The sequence below is a fragment of the Streptomyces sp. NPDC096339 genome (genome assembly GCF_044762985.1).
In the GTDB taxonomy this organism is placed as follows: Bacteria; Actinomycetota; Actinomycetes; order Streptomycetales; family Streptomycetaceae; genus Streptomyces.
On sequence record NZ_JBIWFI010000032.1, the window covers coordinates 13,430 to 33,503 of the forward strand.

The following is a 20,074-nucleotide window of genomic DNA, read 5'->3' on the forward strand; positions in this document are numbered from 1 at the left end:
GCCACCGGTCGTAATCTGTATGAGCCGATGTCGTCCCTTACGGAGTCCCCTTGCCCAGTCCCTACCGCGCCATCTTCGCGGCTCCCGGAACCAAGGCCTTCAGCGCCGCCGGCCTGATCGGCCGACTGCCGATCTCCATGGTCGGCGTCGGCATCCTGACGATGATCTCCGAGATCACCGGCCGCTACGCCATGGCCAGCGCCCTCACCGGCACCCTGGCGCTCTCAGCCGCCGTCATCGGTCCGCAGGTCTCCCGCCTGGTGGACCAGTACGGGCAGCGCAGGGTCCTGCGGCCCGCCACCCTGATATCGGTGGCGGCGGTCGCCGGACTGCTGCTGGCCGCCGCGAACGGGCTGCCGGACTGGACCCTCTTCGTCCTCACCGCGATCGCCGGTTGCGTGCCGAGCGTGGGCTCGATGGTCCGCGCCCGCTGGACCGTGCTCTACGCGGACTCCCCCCGCGAGCTGCACACCGCGTACTCCTTCGAGTCCGTGGTGGACGAGGTCTGCTTCATCTTCGGCCCGATCATCGCCATCGGCCTGTCCACCACCTGGTTCCCCGAGGCCGGCCCGCTCATCGCCGCGGTCTGCCTGATGGTGGGCGTCTGGCTGCTCACAGCCCAGCGCTCCACCGAACCGGAACCGCACCCGCGCGAGACGACCGGGAAGCACACCTCGGCCCTGCGCTCCCCCGGCCTGCAGGTACTCACGGCCACCTTCGTGGCGACCGGAGCGATCTTCGGCTCCATCGACGTCTCCACGCTGGCGTTCGCCGAGGAGCAGGGCCACAAGTCCGCCGCCAGCATCGTCCTGGCCATCTGGGCGTTCGGGTCCTGTATCGCCGGAATCGTCTTCGGCCTGCTGCACCTCAAGGGCCGGACCGAACGTCGCTGGGTACTGGGCATATGTGCGATGGCCGTGAGTATGATCCCCCTCCTACTGGCCGGGAACTTGCCGTTTCTGGCCGTGGCGCTCTTCGTCTCGGGCCTCGCCATCGCTCCCACGATGATCACCACGATGGCCCTGATAGAGGCGCACGTACCACGCGCGAAGCTGACCGAGGGCATGACCTGGATCAGCACCGGCCTCGCGGTCGGCGTCGCCCTCGGCTCCTCGGTGACCGGTCTGGTCATCGACGCCGCCGGAGCGCGCAGCGGGTACGTCGTCTCCATCTCGGCGGGAGTGGCCGCGGCGGCGGTGGCGTTCGCGGGATACCGCCGGCTGACGAGGCCGGCGCAAGGGGAGGAGCGCGTCAGCGATGGCGACGGCGACAGCAGCGAACAGCGGGCCGACCGCGTGGCGTAACTGGGCGGGGAACGTCACCGCAACGCCCGCCCGCACCGTGACCCCGACTTCGGTCGGGGAGCTTCAGGAGGCGGTCCGCCGGGCCGCCCAGGAGGGTCTGCGGGTGAAGGCGGTCGGCACCGGCCACTCCTTCACCGCGGCCGCCGCGACCGACGGGGTGCTCGTACGGCCGCAGGCGCTGGCCGGGATCCGGGAGATCGACCGGGCCGCGGGCACGGTGACGGTGGCGGCGGGCACGGTCCTGAAGGACCTGAACGAGGCCCTCGCCCGGGAGGGCCTCTCGCTCACCAACATGGGCGACATCATGGAGCAGACCGTCTCCGGCGCCACCAGCACGGGAACGCACGGCACCGGCCGCGACTCGGCCTCCATCGCCGCCCAGATCCGCGGCCTGGAGCTGGTCACCGCGGACGGCGAGCTGCTCACCTGCTCCGAGAAGGAGCACCCCGACGTCTTCGCCGCGGCCCGGGTCGGCATCGGGGCGCTCGGCATCGTCACGGCGATCACCTTCGCCGTCGAGCCGCTCTTCTTCCTGACCGCCCGTGAGGAGCCCATGGGCTTCGACCGGGTGACGGCCGAGTTCGAGCAGCACTTCGCGGAGAACGAGCACTTCGAGTTCTACTGGTTCCCGCACACCGGCAACTGCAACACCAAGCGGAACAACCGCAGCCAGGGCCCCGCCGCCCCGCCCGGACCGGTCAGCGCCTGGATCGAGGACGAGCTGCTGTCCAACGGCCTCTTCCAGGCCGTCAACTCGCTGGGCCGCGCGGTCCCGGCCACGATCCCCTCCATCGCCCGCGTCGCCAGCCGCGCCCTCTCGGCGCGCACCTACACGGACATCCCGTACAAGGTGTTCACCAGCCCGCGCCGGGTGCGGTTCGTGGAGATGGAGTACGCGCTCCCGCGCGAGCAGCTCGTCGAGGCCCTGCGGGAGCTGCGTGCCATGGTCGACCGCTCGCGCCTGCGGATCAGCTTCCCGGTGGAGGTGCGGACGGCCCCGGCGGACGACATCACCCTGTCGACGGCCTCCGGGCGCGAGTCGGCGTACGTCGCGGTCCACATGTACAAGGGCACCCCGTACCAGGCGTACTTCACGGCGGCCGAGCGCATCTTCACCGCGCACGGCGGCCGTCCGCACTGGGGCAAGGTGCACACGCGCGACGCGGAGTACTTCGCGCAGGCCTATCCGCGGTTCGGCGAGTTCACCGCGCTGCGCGACCGCCTGGACCCGGACCGGGTGTTCGGCAACGACTACCTGCGGCGGGTCCTGGGCGACTGAGCCGCGGACCGGGCCGTCCGGGCCGCCCCTTCCGGCTCAGGGGGTGGCGTCCGGCTTCCCCTGATCGGTCTGCGGCGACGGGCCGGGGGCCGGGGTCCGGCTGGGGGTCGGTGTGGCGGCGGGGGTGGACGGGGTGGGCGTGGGGCTGGGCGTGGGGTGCCCGGACTCCGAGCGGCCCGGGTCCGGGCTCGGGCTCCGGCCGGCGTCGCCCGCCCCGCCCGAGGGGGCCGGCGAGGATCCGGCGCCCGGGCTCTGCCCGCCCTTCGGCTCCTCGCCCTGCCGGCCCTCCCCGCCCTCCTTCCCACCGCCGGTGCCCGACTCGCCGGCCGGGTCCCGCCGCTCCTGGCCCGCCTTGCGCGTACCGCCGGAGAAGATGGTCCCGCCGCCGCTGCTGACGGAGGTTCCGGCGACGGCCTCGTACGTCCCGAGGGCCCCGAGCGAGATGGCGAAGGCGGCACCGGCCGCGACCGCCGTGCGCTTCCAGCCCCGTACGCGGGTGCCGTGCACGGTGGCCTCGCCGAACTCCCCGGCGGGGGCGGCCACCGGCACCTGGCGGGACTTGGGGCGGGCGCTCTCGCGCAGCTGGTCGCCGGTGCGCCGGAAGAGGTGCTGGATGACCGGTCCGCCCGCGGTCGCGACCACGCTCACCACGCCCGCGCCCAGGATCGTTCCGTAGACCCCCATCTTGGAGGCCAGCAGCGCGGCCGCGACGGTGGCGAGGGAACTGCCGGCCACCTGGGTCGCACTCAGGTCGAGCTTCTTCTTCTCCGGCACATCCGGTATCTGCCGTATCTCCGGTTCGGCGTCGTGCGCCGCCTTCTGACCCATCGCCATCCCCTGCGCGTCGTACCCCTCGCGTATCCGAATCCCTCAGCAGTTACTGACAGCCGAGCGAAACGGAAAGTTCCGTTTCTGTGGATTCTGTGAACCAAGACACCCCGAATCGGACACGGGTGCAGGTGGGACCCGACAGAGGGCAGGCCAACTCCCGCCGTCCGGGAGAAGTTCGGCGGCGCGGCGGTCCACCCAGGTGGCCCGAATGGAGTACTGTGGCGATCCCTGGGGCTGTCCTTCCTTACGGATGTCCGGACTCGGGAGAGGGGGCCGATTGATGGAAAACGGCACTCGAAGACCGGTGATGCCGCGAAATCGCACGGGCTCCTGCTGCGCACAGTAACCAGTCGGTCACTGTGCGTGCCCAACAGGTAACCGTGCCATAACGGCGATCAAGGGCGCATGCCCGACACGCCGGTTTAACTCGGCAAGGTTGTGGCAGGCTGCACCCGGGCAGGCCACACTCGACTAGCGGAAGCAGCGACGCACGTGACGTCGGCAGGCACCACCCGGGAGGTCCCCATGCCCGAACTGCGTGTCGTGGCCGTCTCCAATGACGGCACACGACTGGTGCTCAAGGCTGCGGACAGCACGGAGTACACGCTTCCGATCGACGAGCGGCTTCGGGCCGCCGTACGCAACGATCGAGCGCGCCTGAACCAGATCGAGATCGAGGTCGAGAGCCACCTCCGCCCCCGCGACATCCAGGCCCGCATACGGGCCGGTGCCTCCGCTGAGGAGGTCGCTCAACTCGCCGGCATCCCCGTCGACCGCGTACGCCGCTTCGAGGGGCCGGTGCTCGCGGAGCGCGCGTTCATGGCCGAGCGGGCCCGCAAGACCCCCGTGCGCCGTCCCGGCGAGAACACCGGGCCGCAGCTCGGCGAGGCCGTGCAGGAACGGCTCACCCTGCGCGGGGCCGAGAAGGAATCCGTCCAGTGGGACTCGTGGCGCCGCGACGACGGCACCTGGGAGGTCCTCCTCGTCTACCGGGTCGCGGGCGAACCGCACTCGGCGAGCTGGACCTACGATCCGCCCCGCCGGCTGGTGGTGGCCGTGGACGACGAGGCCCGCTCCCTCATCGGCGAGGCGGAGGACATCCCGGCCGCGCCGGAGCCGAGCTTCCCGTTCGTGCCGAGGATCGCGCGGCTGCCGCGCGACCGACCGCTGGACCGCACCCTCGACCGGCCGCTGGACCGGGCTCTCGACCGCCAGCTGGAGCGGGCCGAGGCCAGGGCGGCCGCCCCCGCGCCGGAGCCGGAGGAGGAGCGGGACACCCTGACGAGCCTGCTGGAGGCCGTCCCGAGCTTCCGCGGCGACCTGGTGGTCCCCGACCGCACCGAGCCCCCGGCGACGGAGGCGGAGGTGGAGGAGCCCCCGGCCCCGGCCGCCTCGGCGGGCGCGGGCGCCGCGTACGCGGACGTCCTGATGCCCCGCACGGTGGCGGGCCATCGCGACCGCCTGACCGGCACCACCGACCGCCAGGCCGAGGCCGACGGGGTCCGTCCGGGCCGCCGCGCCGCGGTGCCCAGCTGGGACGAGATCGTCTTCGGGACGCGGCGCAAGAAGCAGGAATAGCGCGGGAGTCACTCGCGCCGGCCGGGCCGCCACCGGGACTTCCCGGTGGCGGCCCGGCCGGCGCCACGCGCGGCTACTGCGGGTCCGGGCCTGTGGCCACCGGGCGGGCCGGGTCGGAGGACCACTCCGACCAACTGCCCGCGTACAGGTCCGACTCGATACCGGCCACGGCCAGGGCCAGTACCTCGTGGGCGCCGGACACGCCCGAGCCGCAGTACACGCCCACCGCCGTGCCGTCCGAGACGCCGAGCGCCTCGAAGCGGGCGCGCAGCTCGTCCGCCGGACGGAACCGGCCGTCCCCCGTCACGTTCTCCGTGGTCGGGGCCGAGACCGCACCCGGAATGTGGCCGCCGACCGGGTCGATCGGCTCGACCTCGCCGCGGTACCGCTCCCCCGCCCGGGCGTCCAGGAGCAGCCCCGCACGCGCCCGTGCGGCCGCGCCGTCGGCGTCCAGCAGCCCCGAAGCCGCCGGAGTTGGCTTGAAATCGCCCTCCGCGGAAGTCACCCGGTCGGCCGATACGGTGCCCCCGGCCGCCACCCAGGCGGCCAGGCCCCCGTCCAGTACCCGCACGTCCGGGTGACCCGTCCAGCGCAGCAGCCACCACGCGCGGGCCGCGGCCCAGCCCTGGCCGCCGTCGTACACGACCACGGGCCCGTCGGAGGTGACGCCGGCCCGCCGCATCACCGCGCCGAAGGCCTCCGTGTCGGGAAGCGGGTGGCGGCCGCCCGCACCGGGCGGACCTGCCAGTTCGCGGTCGAGGTCGACGTACACCGCACCGGGCAGGTGCCCGGCTTCGTAGGCGGGGAGCTGGTCGGGGCCGCCGAGCTGCCAGCGGACGTCCAGCAGTACCGGCGGCCGGGAGCCGGCCAGCTCGGCCCGCAGTTCGGCGGCGGAGAGGATCGCAGGGTTCGCAGTCATGCGGCCCATCTTCCTCCCCGCCCGAGCCCCGCGTAACACAAGCGTCACCGCGCGGGCGCACCGATCCGGTCATCTATGTCCCCGGGCTCGTCCATGCGGCCCGGTCGGGGCGCGCCGGGGCTCCGGGAGTGGAAGCATCAGCACCGGCGAGCGACCCGAACTCGACGGAGGAGACGGCTCACATGACCGAGGCAGCGGCAGCGACCCGGCACACACCCGGCACCCCGTGCTGGGTGAGTCTCATGGTGCACGGTCTCGGGACGACCGAGGACTTCTACGCCGATCTGTTCGGCTGGGAGTACGAGCCCGGCCCCGAGCAACTGGGCCCGTACGTCCGGGCCGTACTGAACGGCCGGGAGGTCGCGGGGATCGGCGAGATGCCGCCGGACCGGCACCTGCCGGTGGCCTGGACCACGTACTTCGCCACCGACGACGCCGACGCGAGCGCCGAGGCGATCCGCTCGTGCGGCGGGACGGTGGCGGTGGGCCCGCTGGACGGCGGCAGCGCGGGGCGGATGGCGATCTGCTCCGACCCGCTGGGAGCGATCTTCGGGCTTTGGCAGGCGCTCAGCCACCCGGGCACCCGGTTGCCCGGCCCGCCCGGCACCCCGGTGTGGAACGAGTTGATCACCCAGGACACGTCGACGGTCGGCAAGTTCTACCAGCACGTATTCGGCCACGAGGTACTGGCCCACGACCCGGGCGCCGACGACTTCGACTACCTGACCCTCCAGCTGGGCGGCCGCCCGGTGGCCGCCGTGCACGGCGTCGGCCGTTCGCTGCCGCACGACCGGGGGCCGCACTGGATGGCGTACTTCGAGGTGGAGGACACCGACGCGGCCGCCGCCCGGGTCGCCGAGCTCGGCGGGCGCGTCGTCGAACCGCCCGGTGAGGGCGTCAAGGGACGCGTGGCCACGGTCGCGGACCCGGAGGGCGCGGTGTTCACGCTCGTGCACTCGCGAGTCGGGGACTGACCTCCGGCCGGGCGCTCAGACCGCGCCGAGGGTCGCCGCGCCGAAGGACACGTCGAAGCGGTCGCACCAGATGGTGACGCTGCTGTAGTCGCCGACGTTCACGTCGGCGGGGACCTCGTAGTTCTGGTCGCCCTTGTTGCCCTTGAGCTTGCCCAGGCTGACGTGCTTCCCGTCGTCGAAGACGTACCAGCCGGCCACGCCCTCCTTGACCGGGGCGTCGGTGAGCCAGACCCTCAGGTCCGGGCCGCTGCTGGTGTCCAGGTTCTCCAGGCGCAGGACGTGGGAGCCGTCGGCGAGGCGAACGAGTTTCACCGTGCCCGTGGTGGTGTGCTCGTGGCTGATCAGGCTGCCCTGCGCGACGGTCCGCGGGCTCGCGGCGGCGGGCCGGCTGGGGAGCGGCGCTCCGGCCGGGGCCGACGGCAGCGCCTCGTGGACCGTGTCGTCCTGCCAGAGCTTCCACGGCTGGAACCAGTACAGCCCGGCGCCCAGCACCACTGCCGCCACGATCGCCGCGACCACCGCGATCGGGCCGCGCAGCCTCGTACGTGCCATCTCGTATGTCCTCTTCCTCGCCGATCCGTCCTTCGCATTCAACCCGGGCCGGCCCGGAACAGGCCATGCCCGCACGGATGACGAGAGTCTTACGTCGCCACAATGCGAGCCGGAAAATGCCACATAGGATGACTTTTGTTCCTTTTCGTCACTCCGGAAAGAGGTTCACCCATGCCCATAGGCCTTGCGCCCGACACGGTCGGCCCGGTGGATGTCGCCGTGGTCGCCTTCGAAGGCAACCGGTTCAACGGCGACGTCGCCCCGGCCCTGCGCGAGTTGCAGAACAGCGGGGTCGTGCGGATCCTCGACCTCACCTTCGTGCGCAAGGGCCCCGACGGCTCCGTGTCCGTGCTGGAGCTCGACGACGAGGCGGTGGACGAGGCGTTCCGGCGCGTCACCGGGGAAGGGTTCGACCTGCTCAGCGACGAGGACCTCGACCTCGTGGCCGACGGCCTGCCGGTGAACTCGTCGGCCCTGATCGTGGCCTGGGAGAACGCCTGGGCATCTCGGCTGGCCACGGCGCTGCGGGGGGCCGGTGGACAGGTCCTCCTCATGGAGCGGATCCCGCGCGAGGTCACCGTACGGGCGATCGCGGCCCTGGACCAGGAGGGTTGAGCCCATGATGCGTCGGAGGATCGGACGGCCGGGACTCCTGGGCGCGATGGCCCGGACGGCGGTCGTGGCGGGCACGGCCACCGCGGTGTCGGGCCGGATGCAGCGCTCGGCCGCCGAACGCGACGAACAGCGGCAACTGGCCGCGGAGGCCCGGCAGCAGCGGCTGCTGGACGAGGCCGCCGCTCGGGCGGCGGCTCCGCCCGCGATGCCCGCGATGCCCGCGACGCCCCCCGCGCCGGCCGATGGCGACCGGATCGGCCGGCTCACCCGGCTGGCGGAGCTCAAGGCACAAGGCGTGCTGACGGAACAGGAGTTCACGGCGGAGAAGGCGCGGATCCTCGACAGTCGGTGAGGACGGGCCGTGCGGCGCCTCCCGGCCCCAGCGGCGTCAGCCGCGCCGGCCGGGCCGCGCCGGACGCTGGGCGCGCGTGACGAGCACCAGGGCGAAGAGCAGCCCGATGACCCCGGGCGTGACGAAGAGGCCCTGGTACGGGGGACCGACCACCGTCAGACCGACCAGCTGCACGCCCAGAGCGGCCGCGAGCAGCAGCTGCGCCCAGCCGAACAGCTTTGTACGGACGACGTGTTTGCGCTGCCGGGGCAGCATCCAGCCCTTGGTGAGCACGGCGGTTCCCGAGGCGGCGAGGAGCAGCGCCGCGGCAGCGATCGGCACGCCGAGGTAGAGGCCGAATCCGAATCCCATGGCTGGATTCTCCCTCCTCCGTGCAGTGCCCAGCGGACGGGTTCCGTCAACGAGGCGTCGAGATCTCCGGCGGGGGCGCGCCGGCCCCCGCCACCCACCGGCGCGGTTCCGCCTCGGCCTGCTCGCGGCGATCCGTCCCGTCAGGCAAGCCGGCTCCTGCGATTCTGCTTCGCCGACCGGATCTCCTCCGTCGCCTCGCGGAAGGCGGGGGCCGCACGCGCGAAGTAGTCGAAGAGCAGGTCCAGTTGGTCCGGCGTGTACCCGGCGAGCACATCGGCGATCCGCCGCCGCGCCGGGCCCACCGCGGCCTCGACCTCGGCCAGCGCGTCGGGGACCGCCTCGACCACGACCTTGCGGCGGTCGGCGGGGTCGGCGGTCCGGCGTACGTACCCCGCACGCTCCAGCCGGTCGATCAGCCGCGTGGTCGCCCCCGTGGTGAGCCCCGTCCCGGTCGCCAGCTCGCCCGACGTCAGGCCGCCCGCCAGGGTGATGCGGCTGAGCGCGTACCACTCGGACGCCTGCAGGCCGGCCGCCTCCGCGCCCGCCATGCCGTGGAGGCCCACGGCGTCCACGTACTCCCGGAAGACCGCCCGCCGGTCGTCCTCTTCCGCCATCGCGACACCTCTCCCTTGCCATTTATCTGCACGCGTGCAGATAATGCATGCATGCAGTTGCTGCGCCAGTGTAATCAACGCGGCGGCAACCGTCACCTGCCCGCATTCGGCAACAGGAGAGGCACCCCGTGAACACCAGGACCATCAAGCGCGCCGCCCTCGTCACCACCGCCGCCCTCGCGCTCGGAGCCGGCGCCGGCGCCGGGTACCTGTACCTCGACGCCACCTCCGACGTACAGCGCGTCGGCACGCGGTCCTGCGCCGAAGTCATCCCGGCGAACGCGGACCGGACCGACGGCGAGGCCGTCTGCGCCACCCTCGACGCGCTCACCGCCGCATGGGGGCACGGCGACGCGGAGGCGTACGGCCGCCAGTTCACCGAGGACGCCACCTACACCACGTACGTCGGAAGCCACTACGAGGGCCGCTCCGACATCACCGAAGGCCACCGCGCGCTCTTCGCGGACTTCGTCAAGGACACCAAGCTCGCGGCCACTTACCTCGACCTGCGCTTCCTCGGCAAGGACGCCGCGGTCCTCACGGGCCGCGGCGACGACTACAGCGGAAGCAGGCCCTCGCCCGCCGAGCTGACCAAGGTCCAGACGTACACCCTGGTCCGCGACACCGACGGCGCCTGGCGCATCGCCGCGTTCCACAACACGCAGCGCCGGAACGTGATGGAGCGCTTCTCGTTCCTCTACTCGCCCGCCACGGCCCCGAAGGCGGAGAAGTGACGTCCCGTGTCGTCAGGCGTGGTTGACCGGGAGGACGTCCGGGGAGAGCGCACCCGCGTGGGCCGAGGCGGAGGTCATCAGCTTGCGGTGGTGGCGTCGGCAGAGCACCTCGTAGCCGATCTCCTCCGCCGGGCGGTTCACGTCACCGACGACCACCTGGGCGCCCTCGACGACCGTCTCCCCGCCCACCGTACGGGCGTTGTGCGTGGCGCGCGCCCCGCACCAGCACAGGGCCTCGACCTGGAGCTGTTCGAGGCGGTCCGCCAGCTCGATCAGCCGCTGCGAGCCCGGGAACAGCTTGGTGCGGAAGTCGGTCGTGATCCCGAAGGCGAAGACGTCCATGTCCAGGTCGTCCACGATCCGGGCCAGCTGGTCGATCTGCTCCGGGGCCAGGAACTGGGCCTCGTCCACGATCACGTAGTCCGCCTTGCCGCCCTTGGACAGCTGGGCGACCAGGTACGCGTACAGGTCCATGCCCTCGCTTGCCTCCACCGCGTCCGTGACCAGGCCCGGGCGGGACGACAGCTTGCCCTCGCCCGCCCGGTCGTCGCGGGTGAAGATCACACCCTGGAGGCCTCGCGCCGAGCGGTTGTGGGTGATCTGAAGAGCGAGGGTCCTTTTGCCGGGGCATCCACCATTTGTCGGTAGCGTCACCGGCACGACACAGCGCGTATTCGACCGGAGCCGTCGCGACGGACGGCACCGGCGGCGCCGGGTCAGCAGATGGGCAGACCCGGGACGGGCTTGTCGTTGTCGGCGCCCTTGATGTAGATGGTGCTGAAGTAGACGTTGGTGTTGCCGCTGTCGTCGTCGGTGCGGGCCCACCAGACGCTCGTCGACTTGCCGTACGTCTCGCGGCGGCCCAGGTCCACCTGGCAGTAGAAGGAGTGCGTGCCCGAGTTGAGGGTGCCCATCTCGCCGCCGTTGTAGCGGTAGGTCTTCTCGGTGCGCGAGACGTAGCAGTCGTACTTTCCGCTGCCTCGGGAGGTGCAGGAGGGGGCGGGCGTCATCGTGGCGCCGCCGGTCGTGCTGCTTCCGCCGGTGGTGGTCGTGCCGCCGTCGGAGGCTCTGCCTCCAGTGGCGCTGCCGCCGCCGTCGCCGCCGGATCCGCCGCCCGTACCGGGCACGGGGGCCTTGGACGCCGTCGACGGCGCGGGAGACGCGCTCTTTCCAGCAGCCGGCTTGGAGAGCTTGCCGGACGGTGCGGCGCTCCCGGTCAGCTCGGCGGCGCCGGGGTCGCGCGCCTGGCCCGGGCTCGCTCCGGGACCGGTCCGGGACGCCTCGTCACCTGCCACCTGCTCCTGCCGGTCGCCGGAGCCACGGTCGACGAGCGCATACGTCAGTCCGCCACCGGCCAGCAGCACGGCGGCGACGGCCGCGGCGACCGGCATCGCGGCGCGCTTCGTGCGGCGTTGCGGCGGCCCGCCCGGCGGGAGGCCGGCGGCCAAGGCGTACGCCGAGGGCACGGGAGGGACCGCGGGGCCGAAGCCCGCGGGCTGCGGCGGAGCCATGTCGAGTGCGGTCGGCGTCGGGGTGTGCTCCTGAGCCGGTACAGGCTCCAGCGCGCGCCCGTCTGCCGGCTCCCGTCCCTCCGCCACCGCGGCCAGCAGCCGTGCCGCCGAGCGGGCGTCGGGGCGCTGCGCCGGGTCCTTGTGCATGAGCTGCTGGAGCACCGGCCCGAGCGCACCCGCCCGGTGCGGCTCCGGCAGCGGTTCCCCGACGATGGCGGCCAGCGTCGACCAGGTCGACGTGCGGCGGAACGGCGAGGAGCCCTCCACCGCCGCATACAGTGTGGCGCCGAGCGCCCAGACGTCCGAAGCGGGGCCGGGCTGCTGCCCCTGCGCACGCTCGGGCGCGAGGTAGTCCAGGGAGCCGACGATCTCGCCGCTGCGGGTGAGGTTCGTGGTAGCGCCGTCGCCGGGGTCGTCCATCGCGGCGATGCCGAAGTCGGTGAGGACGACCCTGCCCGTGCGGTCCAGCAGAATGTTCCCGGGCTTCACGTCGCGGTGCAGCACTCCGGCCTCGTGGGCGGCGTCCAGCGCCTCCAGGACCACCGCGCCGATCTTGGCGGCCTCCCCCGGGTCCAGGGTGCCGCGCTCCTCCAGCACGTCGGCCAGCGACGGGCCGTCGACGAGCTCCATGACGATGATCGGCCGGCCCTCGTGCTCGGCCACGTCGTGGACGGCGACGACCCCGGGGTGCCGTACCCGGGCGGCGGCCCGCGCCTCGCGCTGCATCCGCACGTGCAGGTCGGCCAGTTCCTGCCCCGACGAGTCGTTGTACGTCCGCAGTTCCTTGACCGCCACCTCGCGGCCGAGGACCTCGTCGACGGCCCGCCAGACGACGCCCATGCCGCCGCGACCCAGTTGCCGCACGACCCGGTAGCGGCCCGCGAGCCGCCCGTTCTCCCCCGAAAACACCGAATGCCCCGTTCCCTGTGGCGTGTGATGAACGCGTACAGAGTACGTAGGGGGAAACGGGAACGGATGACGGCCCTGACGGCCGCTACTGGGCCGTTGTCGTCAGGTCGCCACGGCGCGGGGCCGCAAACCGGTCGAGGTCGGTACGGATCATCCCGGTGAGGGGTCGACCTCGGCGGTGTCGATGCCGCGCAGCAGGTAAGAGCTGAGGGCCTTGGCGGTGGCGGGCTCGTCCATGACATCGCCGCCGGCGTGGTTGGCGTACACGGAGAGACGCTCGGCCGCGGCCTCGAAGCCCTCGGCTTCGTCTCACCCTCCGTGAACCCAGGAGCAGGCTGCTCGAACCAGCAATCAGCCGGACGTGACCGGCAGTACGTCCGGGGACAGCGTTCCCGTCTGTGACGCGGCGCTCGTCATTCGCCGACGGTGATGGCGCCGGCACAACACCTCGTACCCCACCTCGGCCGCCGACCGGGCCACGTCCCCCACCACGACCTGCTCGCCCTCGACGACCATCTCCCCGCCCACCGTGCGGGCGTTGTGCGTGGCCCGGGCGCCGCACCAGCACATCGCCTCTACCTGGAGGGTCTCCACGCGGTCGGCGAGCTCGATCAGGCGCTGGGAGCCGGGGAACAGCTTCGTGCGGAAGTCGGTGGTGATGCCGAACGCGAAGACGTCCAGGTTCAGGTCGTCGACGATCCGGGCCAGCTGGTCGATCTGTTCGGGGGCCAGGAACTGGGCCTCGTCCACGATCACGTAGTCGACCTTGCCGCCCCGCGACAGCTGTTCCACCACGTACCCGTACAGATCCAGAGCCGGCCCCGCCTCCACCGCATCGGTCACCAGACCCAGACGCGACGAGAGCTTCCCCTCGCCCGCACGGTCATCGCGCGTGAAGATCAGCCCCTGTAGCCCCCGCGCCGATCGATTGTGTTCGATCTGGAGAGCCAGAGTGCTCTTTCCGCAGTCCATCGTTCCGGAGAAGAACACCAGCTCGGGCATGGGGAGTACGGGACCTTTCGGGTCGTCGGCAGGAGGAAGAGGAGGAGGCCGGGGGGGACGGGTCAGGAGCGGACTTCGAGCAGCGGGACCAGCTGCTCGGCCTCGGTCATCGAGCCGTGCATCCCGGCGAGGGCCGACTCGTTGGGCTCGTTGCGGGAGGCGGTGATCGCGACGTCGGCCTGGGCGGCCGCGACCACGTCCCCGATGCGGCCGAGCACGCGCTCGTCGCACTCCCCCGGCGCGCCGAACCAGCCCAGTTCGAGGGCCTCTTCGCGGCTCGCGACCCAGAAGCGGTCACCGAGCACCTCGCGCCACACGGTCAGGACGTCGGCCTGGGCGCCCGGTACCGCGTACACGTGCCGGGCCCGGCCCTCGCCGCCGAGGAGGGCGACACCGGCGCCGAGCTCCCAGTCCTCGTCGAAGTCGATGCGGGAGTCCTCGTCGAAGGGGACGTCGACCATGCCGTGGTCGGCGGTCACGTACAGCGCGGTGCGCGGCGGCAGCTGCTCGGCGAGGCGCTGCACGAGCCGGTCGACGTACATCAGCTGGCCGCGCCAGGCGTCGGAGTCCACGCCGTGCCGGTGGCCGGCCCCGTCGAGCTCGCTGAAGTACGTGTAGACGAGCGAGCGGTCGCCCTGCGCGAGCTGGATCGCCGCGAGGTCCATCCGCTCCTCGCCGGTCATCCGGCCGTGGAAGGTGCCCCCGGACAGTGCGATCTTGGTGAGCGGGGTGGTCTGGAAGGCGGGCGAGGACACCTGCGCGGTGTGCACCCCGGCCTTGTCGGCCAGCTGGAAGACGGTCGGGTACGGCTGCCACGGCTTCGGCGGTGTCCACGGGTGCCAGCGGAGCTGGTTCATCAGCTCGCCGCTGGCCGGGTTGCGGACGGCGTAGCCGGGCAGGCCGTGGCGGGCGGGCGGCAGGCCGGTGCCGACCGAGGCGAGCGAGGTGGCGGTGGTCGCCGGGAAGCCCGCCGTTATCGGGCGGCCGGTGCCGCCGCGCGAGCTCCCGAGGAGGGAGGTGAGGTACGGGGCCTCGTCCGGGTGGGCCTTGATCTGCTCCCAGCCCATGCCGTCGACCAGGAACACGCAGTTCCGGTCGGCCGGTGTCAGCTCGGCGATGGACGCGGTGAAACCGGGGACGCCCTGGCCCGCCACGAGGGTGGGCAGCAGGTCGGCGAGCGAGCCGGTGCCGTAGTGCGGGACGGGGGCGCCCGCCAGGTCCAGCAGCTCCGGTTCGTCCCAGCCCTGCGGTGCGGAGTAGGACATCAGCGGGCGGAGGAGGACGTCGCCGCGGTCGCCTCGCTGAGTGCCTGCGCGAAGACGAGCGTCTGGCGCACGGCCTCCGGGCCGTCGCCGGCCTCGCTGACGCGCAGGCTCAGGTCGTCGGCGGTGGAGTTGCCGGTGTAGCCGTGGTCGGAGTCGCAGTTCGGGTCGCCGCAGGCGGCCGGCTCCAGGTCGATCCGGGAGACCGCGCCCCAGCCGATGGTCAGGACGACCTCGCGGGGCAGGGTGCCGGGGGTGTAGGACTCCGGGTTCGCGACGACCCGGCTGAGCACCACGGAGGAGATGCTGGACAGCTTGACCGACTCGGTGGAGGTGGTCGCGTACGGGGAGGGGGACCCCGCGTCGGCGGCCTGCTCGTCGGTGTGGCTGACGATGAAGCGGTTGCCCGTCAGGACGAGGACGGTGACGTGACGGCGCACCTCGTTGGAGTCGAAGGTCGTCTCCTGGTGGACCAGGTACGACGAAATCGGCTCGCCGCCCACCGCGGCCTCCACCGCCTCGGCCACGAGGGCCGGGTAGTAGCCGCTGCGCTCGATCGCCGTGCGCAGCCCCTGGGTCGTCGTACCGGATTTCGCCATGAGGTCCATCCTAAGGCCCGTTCGGGGCACCCCGACCTTTCCCTGTACCCCACTCAGTAGCTGGGAAGCGTCCGCGGGCCGAGGTCGCCGCGGACCGGCGGGTGCGCGATCCGCACGGTGGCGTTGAGCACGGAGAACCCCTCGGTCGCGACCACCACCGGCTCCAGGGAGACCCCGACCACCTCGGGGTGGTCGTCCACCAGGCGGGACACGCGCAGGAGCAGCTCCTCCAGGGCGGGGGTGTCGACGGGGTCGCTGCCGCGCCAGCCGAAGAGGAGGGGAGCGGTCCGGATGGACCGGATCAGTCCCGCGGCGTCCCGGTCGGTGGCGGGGACGAGTCTGTGGGCTGTGTCACCGAGCAGCTCCGAGGCGACGCCGGCCAGCCCGAAGGACAGGACCGCGCCGACGGCCGGGTCCACGACGGACCGGACGACGGTGTCGACCCCGCGCGGCACCATGGCCTGCACCACGGGCAGGAGCTCCGCGGGCTTGCCGAGCCCCTCGGTGAGCTCCTCGTACGAACGTCGCAGCTCGGTCTCGTTGGCCAGGTCGAGCCGTACGCCGCCCAGGTCCGCGCGGTGGCGCAGGTGCGGGGCGGTCGTCTTGAGGGCCACGGGGTAGCCGAGGACCCCGGCGGCCCGGACCGCGGCGTCGGAGCTGGGCGCGGGCAGGGCGGGGAGCACGCGGATCCCGTAGCGGGCGAGCAGCTCGCGGCCGTCCCAGTCGGGCAGGGTGAGCACGCCCCCGCCGTCGGGGTCGAGGTCGACCAGCAGGGCGGCCAGCTGGGCGGCGGCCCCGGCCTCGTCGATGTCCTCGTACTCGGGGACCTGCCCGGCCGTGTCCGCGGCGGCCCGCCGCCACTGGCCGTAGCGGACCGCCTCGGCCAGCGCCCGTACGGCCCGCTCGGCGGCGGGGTAGCTGGGGATCCGGTCCGGGTACCCGGCCGCCTGCTCGACGGGGGCGATGGCGAAGGGCGGGAGCGCGGCGGGGGCGGGCGCCTCGGCCGTCGGTGCGGGCTTCGCCCCGGCCGGCGGGGCGGGGGTCCGTACCTCGGGGGCCGCTCCGGCCGGGAGGGGCTCTTCGGGATCGGAGGCCCTGGCCGCGGAGAGGGCGGCCACCAGTTCGCCGAGTTCCACGTGCACGACGGCGACCGGCTTGCCCGGTACCTCGGTCACGGCGTCCCGCAGGGCATCGGCGAGTTCGTCGGCGAGCGCGTGCTCGCTCACCCAGGGGATGGCGGTGACGACGACGGCGTCGTTGTCCGGGGAGGCCAGCGCGGCGGCCAGCGCGTCGCGGAAATCGGCCGGGGAGGCCGCGGTCGTCAGGTCGAGCGGCGGCAGCGGGCTCAGCCCCTGGGTCAGGCAGGCGTCGTAGGTGAGCACGCCGAGCGACTCGGAGTTGCCGAGGATCGCGATCCGGGGCCCGGCGGGCAGCGGCTGCGCGGCCAGCAGGAGGCCGACGTCCACCAGCTCCGTCACGGTGTCGACCCGGATGACGCCCGCCTGCCGCAGCAGGGCGGAGACGGTGGCGTCGGGCAGCCGGGTGCCGGGGACGACGTGGCCGGCCGGGGTGTGCCGGCCGCCCTTGGCGACGACCACCGGCTTGACGGCGGCCGTACGGCGGGCGAGGCGGGTGAACTTCCGCGGGTTGCCGAGGGTTTCCAGGTACATGAGGGCGACGTCGGTCGCCTCGTCGTCGTACCAGTACTGGAGGATGTCGTTGCCGGAGACGTCGGCCCGGTTCCCGGCCGAGACGAAGGAGGACAGTCCCTCGCCCCGCCGGAGCAGGGCCGAGAGCAGGGCGATGCCGATCGCCCCGGACTGGGTGAAGAGGCCGATCCGGCCGCGCATGGGCATCGGCGCGGGGGTGAGGGAGGCGTTGAGCTCCACCTCCGGGGCGGTGTTGATCACCCCGTAGGCGTTCGGGCCGATCAGCCTCATCCCGTACGAGCGCACCTGGCGCACCAGTTCGCGCTGGCGGGCGAGGCCCTCCGGGCCGCTCTCCCCGTATCCGGCGGACAGGACGACGAGGCCTTGCACCCCGTGCTCGCCGCAGGCGGCCACCGCTTCCGGGACCCGGTCGGCGGGGACGGCGATCACGGCGAGGTCGACGGGCGCGCCGATGGCCTCGACGGTGCGGTAGGCGCGGACGCCGTCGAGCAGGTCGCGGGTGACGGCCTCGTTGACGGCGTAGAGGTGGCCGTGGAAGCCGCTGTCGCGCAGGTTGCGCAGGGCGGCGGCGCCGACGCCCGCTCCGGAGCGGCTGACGCCGACGACCGCCACCGAGCCGGGGGCGAGCAGGCGCTGCACCGAGCGCGCCTCGGCGCGCTGTTCGCGGGCGCGCTGCACGGCGAGGGACTCGGCGGTGGGTTCGAGGTCGAGGGTGAGGTGGACGGAGCCGTCCTCGAAGCTGCGCCTCTGCTCGTAGCCGACGTCCGTGAACACCTTGATCATCTTGGTGTTGGCGGGCAGCACCTCGGCGGCGAACCGGCGGATGCCGCGCTCCCTTGCCACCGCCCCGATGTGTTCGAGGAGGGCGGAGGCGACCCCTCGGCCCTGGTGGGCGTCCTGGACGAGGAAGGCGACCTCGGCTTCGTCGGCGGGGGCGGAGGAGGGCCGCCCGTCGGGGCCGATGCGGTCGTAGCGGACGGTGCCGATGAACTCCCCGCCGATGGTCGCGGCGAGGCCGACGCGGTCCACGTAGTCGTGGTGCGTGAAGCGGTGCACGTCGCGGTCGGAGAGGCGGGGGTAGGGCGCGAAGAAGCGGTAGTACTTCGACTCGTCGGAGACCTGCTCGTAGAAGCTGACCAGGCGGCCCGCGTCCGCGGTGGTGATCGGCCTGATGCGGGCGGTGCCGCCGTCGCGCAGGACGACGTCCGCTTCCCAGTGGGCCGGGTACGAGGGGTCCGACTCGTTGGTCATGCCCATACCTTACGGGCCGGACGGGCGCTTGGACGGGGCGGGTCGCGCTCGCGCGGCGCTATAGGCAATCCAGAACAAAACGGTGCAAGCTGGGGAGGGCCGAACGGCGGGAGATTCGGGACGAAGGTCGGCCCGAGCAGTCCGGGCTTCGTGAGAGACTGGTCTAGACAACCGTAAGAACCTGAAGGGCATCACCATGGCAGAGCGCCGCGTCAACGTCGGTTGGGCCGAGGGCCTGCACGCTCGTCCCGCCTCGATCTTCGTCCGTGCGACGACCGCTTCCGGCGTCCCGGTGACCATCGCGAAGGCCGGCGGCGACCCCGTCAACGCCGGTTCCATGCTGGCGGTTCTGGGCCTGGGCGCCCAGGGCGGCGAGGAGATCGTCCTCGCCTCCGAGGCCGATGGCGCGGAGGCCGCGCTGGACCGCCTCGCGAAGCTGGTCGCCGAGGGTCTCGAGGAGCTCCCCGAGACCGTCTGACCCTTCGGGTTCGCCACACCACACCCACCGAAGCCGCGGCCCCCTCCTGGGGGCCGCGGCTTCGGCCGTCCACCGGCAGCGCCGTCCGGCGCGGCTCCGTTGTCGGGGCCGGCCCCCGCGCGCACCTGCGAGTCGAGGCCGGGGACGAACCAGCCCCTCCGGCGCTTGAGGAGCGGGGTCCGGGGCGGAGCCCCGGCGGCGGAGCCGCACCCGAATCCGCCGGCCCGCCCCACCCCCCGACCCGAAGCCGGCCGCACCCGCGCAAAGGACCGGCGCAAAGGACCGGCGCAGCCGAATTGAACTCGCCGGAATTACCCGCACCAAAAGCAGCCCGCATCGCGCAGCGATCCGCACCGCGCGCAGCGAATTCACAAACAGCCCGAATTCCGCCCACGGAAAACCGGCGCCCACCCTTTGTATACGGCCCCTGTTAATGCCGGCCGCTCGACATGTTTACGGCAGGTTGCGAAGTGCTCACCGCCGACCGGATCCGCAGCCGGTGCGCCCCCGCCGCGCGCTCCGCGTGGACCGCCGCCAGCGCACGCGCCCGCTCCGCGTCGCCCCGGGCCACGGCGTCCACCACCGCGCCGTGCTCCGCCCAGGACTCCACGGGCCGGGCCGGCGCCTCGACCACGTACATCCACGCGACCTTGTACCGCATCTGGGTGAGCAGCGCGATCAGTCCCGGGCTGCCCGAGGCCTGCGCGAGCGTCTCGTGGAACCAGCCGCCCAGGGACCGCAGATCCTCCCCCTGGCCCCGCCTGGCCCGCTCCTGGCCCAGCCTGACCAGCCCCCGCAGCACCTTGAGGTGCGCCTCGGTGCGCCGCCGGGCCGCCCTGGCCGCGGCGAGCGGCTCCAGCAGCATCCGCAGCTCCAGCAGATCGGCGGCCTCCTGCTCCGTCGGCTCGGCCACGCAGGCCCCCGCGTGCCGCCGCGTGGTCACGAACCCCTCGGACTCCAGGGTCCTCAGTGCCTCACGGACCGGGACGCGGGAGACTCCGTACCGGCGGGCCAGGACCTCCTCGGTCAGCCTGCCGCCCGGCCCGAAGACCCCGGAGACGATGTCGTCGCGAATTGCCGTGCATACCGCGTGCGCAGGAATACGCAAGACCGAACCTCCGCCTTTTCCGACTCACACCCTCATTGGTGCCACCACTGCTGCGACTCTATTGCAACACACGATGATTTCCGAGAGCGTCCGGAAATGGGAAACCTCGGGAAACCACGGGAAGCTTCGGGAAGCCCCGGGAAGCCCCCCAAAACACGAAGGCCCCGGCTCGGGGAGCCGG

Annotated in this window: 20 protein-coding genes and 1 pseudogene; 8 read left to right on the forward strand and 13 right to left on the reverse strand. The window is 72.8% G+C overall.

The features are described from left to right. Positions 1–50: 50 nt before the first annotated feature. Together ACIQ5Y_RS30475 and ACIQ5Y_RS30480 are read left to right on the forward strand one after the other, a co-directional pair. Positions 51–1,304 (forward strand): MFS transporter, encoded by a 1,254-nt coding sequence (locus ACIQ5Y_RS30475; RefSeq protein WP_403887486.1) that lies wholly within the window; start codon positions 51–53, stop codon positions 1,302–1,304. Beyond that, complete coding sequence (locus ACIQ5Y_RS30480) at positions 1,258–2,583, forward strand: D-arabinono-1,4-lactone oxidase (protein WP_403887489.1); 1,326 nt, start codon at positions 1,258–1,260, stop codon at positions 2,581–2,583. Before ACIQ5Y_RS30475 ends, ACIQ5Y_RS30480 begins: the two co-directional genes overlap by 47 nt. 36 nt (positions 2,584–2,619) lie before the next feature. Here ACIQ5Y_RS30480 and ACIQ5Y_RS30485 read toward each other — a convergent pair whose 3' ends face one another. Beyond that, positions 2,620–3,411, reverse strand: coding sequence for a hypothetical protein (locus tag ACIQ5Y_RS30485; protein WP_403887492.1), 792 nt, complete (start codon positions 3,409–3,411; stop codon positions 2,620–2,622). Between the two features lie 528 nt (positions 3,412–3,939). Here ACIQ5Y_RS30485 and sepH point away from each other — a divergent pair. Continuing rightward, positions 3,940–4,992, forward strand: coding sequence for a septation protein SepH (sepH, locus tag ACIQ5Y_RS30490; protein WP_403887494.1), 1,053 nt, complete (start codon positions 3,940–3,942; stop codon positions 4,990–4,992). A 73-nt stretch (positions 4,993–5,065) separates the two neighbouring features. Here sepH and ACIQ5Y_RS30495 read toward each other — a convergent pair whose 3' ends face one another. Continuing rightward, the gene (locus ACIQ5Y_RS30495) at positions 5,066–5,911 is read right to left on the reverse strand and encodes a sulfurtransferase (RefSeq protein WP_403887497.1); all 846 of its coding nucleotides are present in this window, start codon (positions 5,909–5,911) and stop codon (positions 5,066–5,068) included. Positions 5,912–6,093: 182 nt separating this feature from the next. On the opposite strand from ACIQ5Y_RS30495, the gene ACIQ5Y_RS30500 reads away from it, so the two are divergent. Continuing rightward, positions 6,094–6,885 (forward strand): VOC family protein, encoded by a 792-nt coding sequence (locus ACIQ5Y_RS30500; protein ID WP_403887500.1) that lies wholly within the window; start codon positions 6,094–6,096, stop codon positions 6,883–6,885. A gap of 15 nt (positions 6,886–6,900) precedes the next feature. Here the strand turns inward: ACIQ5Y_RS30500 and ACIQ5Y_RS30505 are convergent, their stop codons facing one another. Beyond that, positions 6,901–7,437, reverse strand: coding sequence for a DM13 domain-containing protein (locus ACIQ5Y_RS30505; RefSeq protein WP_403887502.1), 537 nt, complete (start codon positions 7,435–7,437; stop codon positions 6,901–6,903). 171 nt (positions 7,438–7,608) lie between these two features. Between ACIQ5Y_RS30505 and ACIQ5Y_RS30510 the strand changes: the two genes are divergently transcribed. Both ACIQ5Y_RS30510 and ACIQ5Y_RS30515 read left to right on the forward strand, forming a co-directional pair. Further along, positions 7,609–8,052 (forward strand): DUF6325 family protein, encoded by a 444-nt coding sequence (locus ACIQ5Y_RS30510; protein WP_403887505.1) that lies wholly within the window; start codon positions 7,609–7,611, stop codon positions 8,050–8,052. Positions 8,053–8,059: 7 nt separating this feature from the next. Then, complete coding sequence (locus tag ACIQ5Y_RS30515; RefSeq protein WP_403887678.1) at positions 8,060–8,404, forward strand: SHOCT domain-containing protein; 345 nt, start codon at positions 8,060–8,062, stop codon at positions 8,402–8,404. A gap of 36 nt (positions 8,405–8,440) precedes the next feature. On the opposite strand, the gene ACIQ5Y_RS30520 is transcribed toward ACIQ5Y_RS30515, so the two are convergent. Beyond that, positions 8,441–8,755 (reverse strand): hypothetical protein, encoded by a 315-nt coding sequence (locus ACIQ5Y_RS30520; protein WP_403887508.1) that lies wholly within the window; start codon positions 8,753–8,755, stop codon positions 8,441–8,443. Positions 8,756–8,895: 140 nt separating this feature from the next. After that, on the reverse strand, positions 8,896–9,369 hold the full coding sequence (locus ACIQ5Y_RS30525; RefSeq protein WP_403887511.1) for a MarR family winged helix-turn-helix transcriptional regulator: 474 nt from the start codon (positions 9,367–9,369) through the stop codon (positions 8,896–8,898). A 128-nt stretch (positions 9,370–9,497) separates the two neighbouring features. On the opposite strand from ACIQ5Y_RS30525, the gene ACIQ5Y_RS30530 reads away from it, so the two are divergent. Then, the gene (locus tag ACIQ5Y_RS30530) at positions 9,498–10,103 is read left to right on the forward strand and encodes an SgcJ/EcaC family oxidoreductase (protein WP_403887514.1); all 606 of its coding nucleotides are present in this window, start codon (positions 9,498–9,500) and stop codon (positions 10,101–10,103) included. Positions 10,104–10,115: 12 nt separating this feature from the next. Here ACIQ5Y_RS30530 and ACIQ5Y_RS30535 read toward each other — a convergent pair whose 3' ends face one another. The 7 genes and pseudogenes from ACIQ5Y_RS30535 to ACIQ5Y_RS30565 form a co-directional block, all read right to left on the reverse strand. After that, the gene (locus ACIQ5Y_RS30535) at positions 10,116–10,763 is read right to left on the reverse strand and encodes a thymidine kinase (protein WP_403887517.1); all 648 of its coding nucleotides are present in this window, start codon (positions 10,761–10,763) and stop codon (positions 10,116–10,118) included. Positions 10,764–10,819: 56 nt separating this feature from the next. Further along, positions 10,820–12,523 carry a protein kinase gene (locus tag ACIQ5Y_RS30540; RefSeq protein WP_403887520.1) on the reverse strand — a complete coding sequence of 568 codons (1,704 nt, stop codon included), beginning with the start codon at positions 12,521–12,523 and terminating at the stop codon, positions 10,820–10,822. Positions 12,524–12,608: 85 nt separating this feature from the next. Beyond that, positions 12,609–12,823 (reverse strand): annotated as a pseudogene (locus ACIQ5Y_RS30545) (DUF6986 family protein); the annotation flags it as partial. A 51-nt stretch (positions 12,824–12,874) separates the two neighbouring features. Then, complete coding sequence (locus ACIQ5Y_RS30550; protein ID WP_403887523.1) at positions 12,875–13,525, reverse strand: thymidine kinase; 651 nt, start codon at positions 13,523–13,525, stop codon at positions 12,875–12,877. A gap of 62 nt (positions 13,526–13,587) precedes the next feature. Beyond that, entirely contained in the window at positions 13,588–14,790 is a 1,203-nt protein-coding gene (locus tag ACIQ5Y_RS30555) for an alkaline phosphatase family protein (RefSeq protein WP_403887526.1), read from the reverse strand. Then, positions 14,790–15,386 carry a DUF5998 family protein gene (locus ACIQ5Y_RS30560; RefSeq protein ID WP_329378429.1) on the reverse strand — a complete coding sequence of 199 codons (597 nt, stop codon included), beginning with the start codon at positions 15,384–15,386 and terminating at the stop codon, positions 14,790–14,792. The genes ACIQ5Y_RS30555 and ACIQ5Y_RS30560 overlap by 1 nt, the downstream gene beginning before the upstream one ends. A gap of 53 nt (positions 15,387–15,439) precedes the next feature. Further along, the gene (locus tag ACIQ5Y_RS30565) at positions 15,440–18,313 is read right to left on the reverse strand and encodes a GNAT family N-acetyltransferase (protein WP_403887529.1); all 2,874 of its coding nucleotides are present in this window, start codon (positions 18,311–18,313) and stop codon (positions 15,440–15,442) included. Between the two features lie 190 nt (positions 18,314–18,503). Between ACIQ5Y_RS30565 and ACIQ5Y_RS30570 the strand changes: the two genes are divergently transcribed. Then, positions 18,504–18,785 (forward strand): HPr family phosphocarrier protein, encoded by a 282-nt coding sequence (locus ACIQ5Y_RS30570; RefSeq protein WP_376656735.1) that lies wholly within the window; start codon positions 18,504–18,506, stop codon positions 18,783–18,785. Between the two features lie 430 nt (positions 18,786–19,215). Here the strand turns inward: ACIQ5Y_RS30570 and ACIQ5Y_RS30575 are convergent, their stop codons facing one another. Then, positions 19,216–19,893, reverse strand: a complete 678-nt coding sequence (locus tag ACIQ5Y_RS30575) for a GntR family transcriptional regulator (RefSeq protein WP_403887532.1) — start codon at positions 19,891–19,893, stop codon at positions 19,216–19,218. Positions 19,894–20,074 lie beyond the last annotated feature (181 nt).

Excerpts from the sequence above, each read along its gene's own strand:
- ACIQ5Y_RS30480 (WP_403887489.1), top strand. The coding sequence starts at position 1,258 with ATGGCGACGGCGACAGCAGCGAACAGCGGGCCGACCGCGTGGCGTAAC.
- ACIQ5Y_RS30485 (WP_403887492.1), bottom strand. The coding sequence starts at position 3,411 with ATGGGTCAGAAGGCGGCGCACGACGCCGAACCGGAGATACGGCAGATA.
- sepH (WP_403887494.1), top strand. The coding sequence starts at position 3,940 with ATGCCCGAACTGCGTGTCGTGGCCGTCTCCAATGACGGCACACGACTG.
- ACIQ5Y_RS30495 (WP_403887497.1), bottom strand. The coding sequence starts at position 5,911 with ATGACTGCGAACCCTGCGATCCTCTCCGCCGCCGAACTGCGGGCCGAG.
- ACIQ5Y_RS30500 (WP_403887500.1), top strand. The coding sequence starts at position 6,094 with ATGACCGAGGCAGCGGCAGCGACCCGGCACACACCCGGCACCCCGTGC.
- ACIQ5Y_RS30505 (WP_403887502.1), bottom strand. The coding sequence starts at position 7,437 with ATGGCACGTACGAGGCTGCGCGGCCCGATCGCGGTGGTCGCGGCGATC.
- ACIQ5Y_RS30510 (WP_403887505.1), top strand. The coding sequence starts at position 7,609 with ATGCCCATAGGCCTTGCGCCCGACACGGTCGGCCCGGTGGATGTCGCC.
- ACIQ5Y_RS30515 (WP_403887678.1), top strand. The coding sequence starts at position 8,060 with ATGCGTCGGAGGATCGGACGGCCGGGACTCCTGGGCGCGATGGCCCGG.
- ACIQ5Y_RS30520 (WP_403887508.1), bottom strand. The coding sequence starts at position 8,755 with ATGGGATTCGGATTCGGCCTCTACCTCGGCGTGCCGATCGCTGCCGCG.
- ACIQ5Y_RS30525 (WP_403887511.1), bottom strand. The coding sequence starts at position 9,369 with ATGGCGGAAGAGGACGACCGGCGGGCGGTCTTCCGGGAGTACGTGGAC.
- ACIQ5Y_RS30550 (WP_403887523.1), bottom strand. The coding sequence starts at position 13,525 with ATGCCCGAGCTGGTGTTCTTCTCCGGAACGATGGACTGCGGAAAGAGC.
- ACIQ5Y_RS30555 (WP_403887526.1), bottom strand. The coding sequence starts at position 14,790 with ATGTCCTACTCCGCACCGCAGGGCTGGGACGAACCGGAGCTGCTGGAC.
- ACIQ5Y_RS30560 (WP_329378429.1), bottom strand. The coding sequence starts at position 15,386 with ATGGCGAAATCCGGTACGACGACCCAGGGGCTGCGCACGGCGATCGAG.
- ACIQ5Y_RS30565 (WP_403887529.1), bottom strand. The coding sequence starts at position 18,313 with ATGGGCATGACCAACGAGTCGGACCCCTCGTACCCGGCCCACTGGGAA.
- ACIQ5Y_RS30570 (WP_376656735.1), top strand. The coding sequence starts at position 18,504 with ATGGCAGAGCGCCGCGTCAACGTCGGTTGGGCCGAGGGCCTGCACGCT.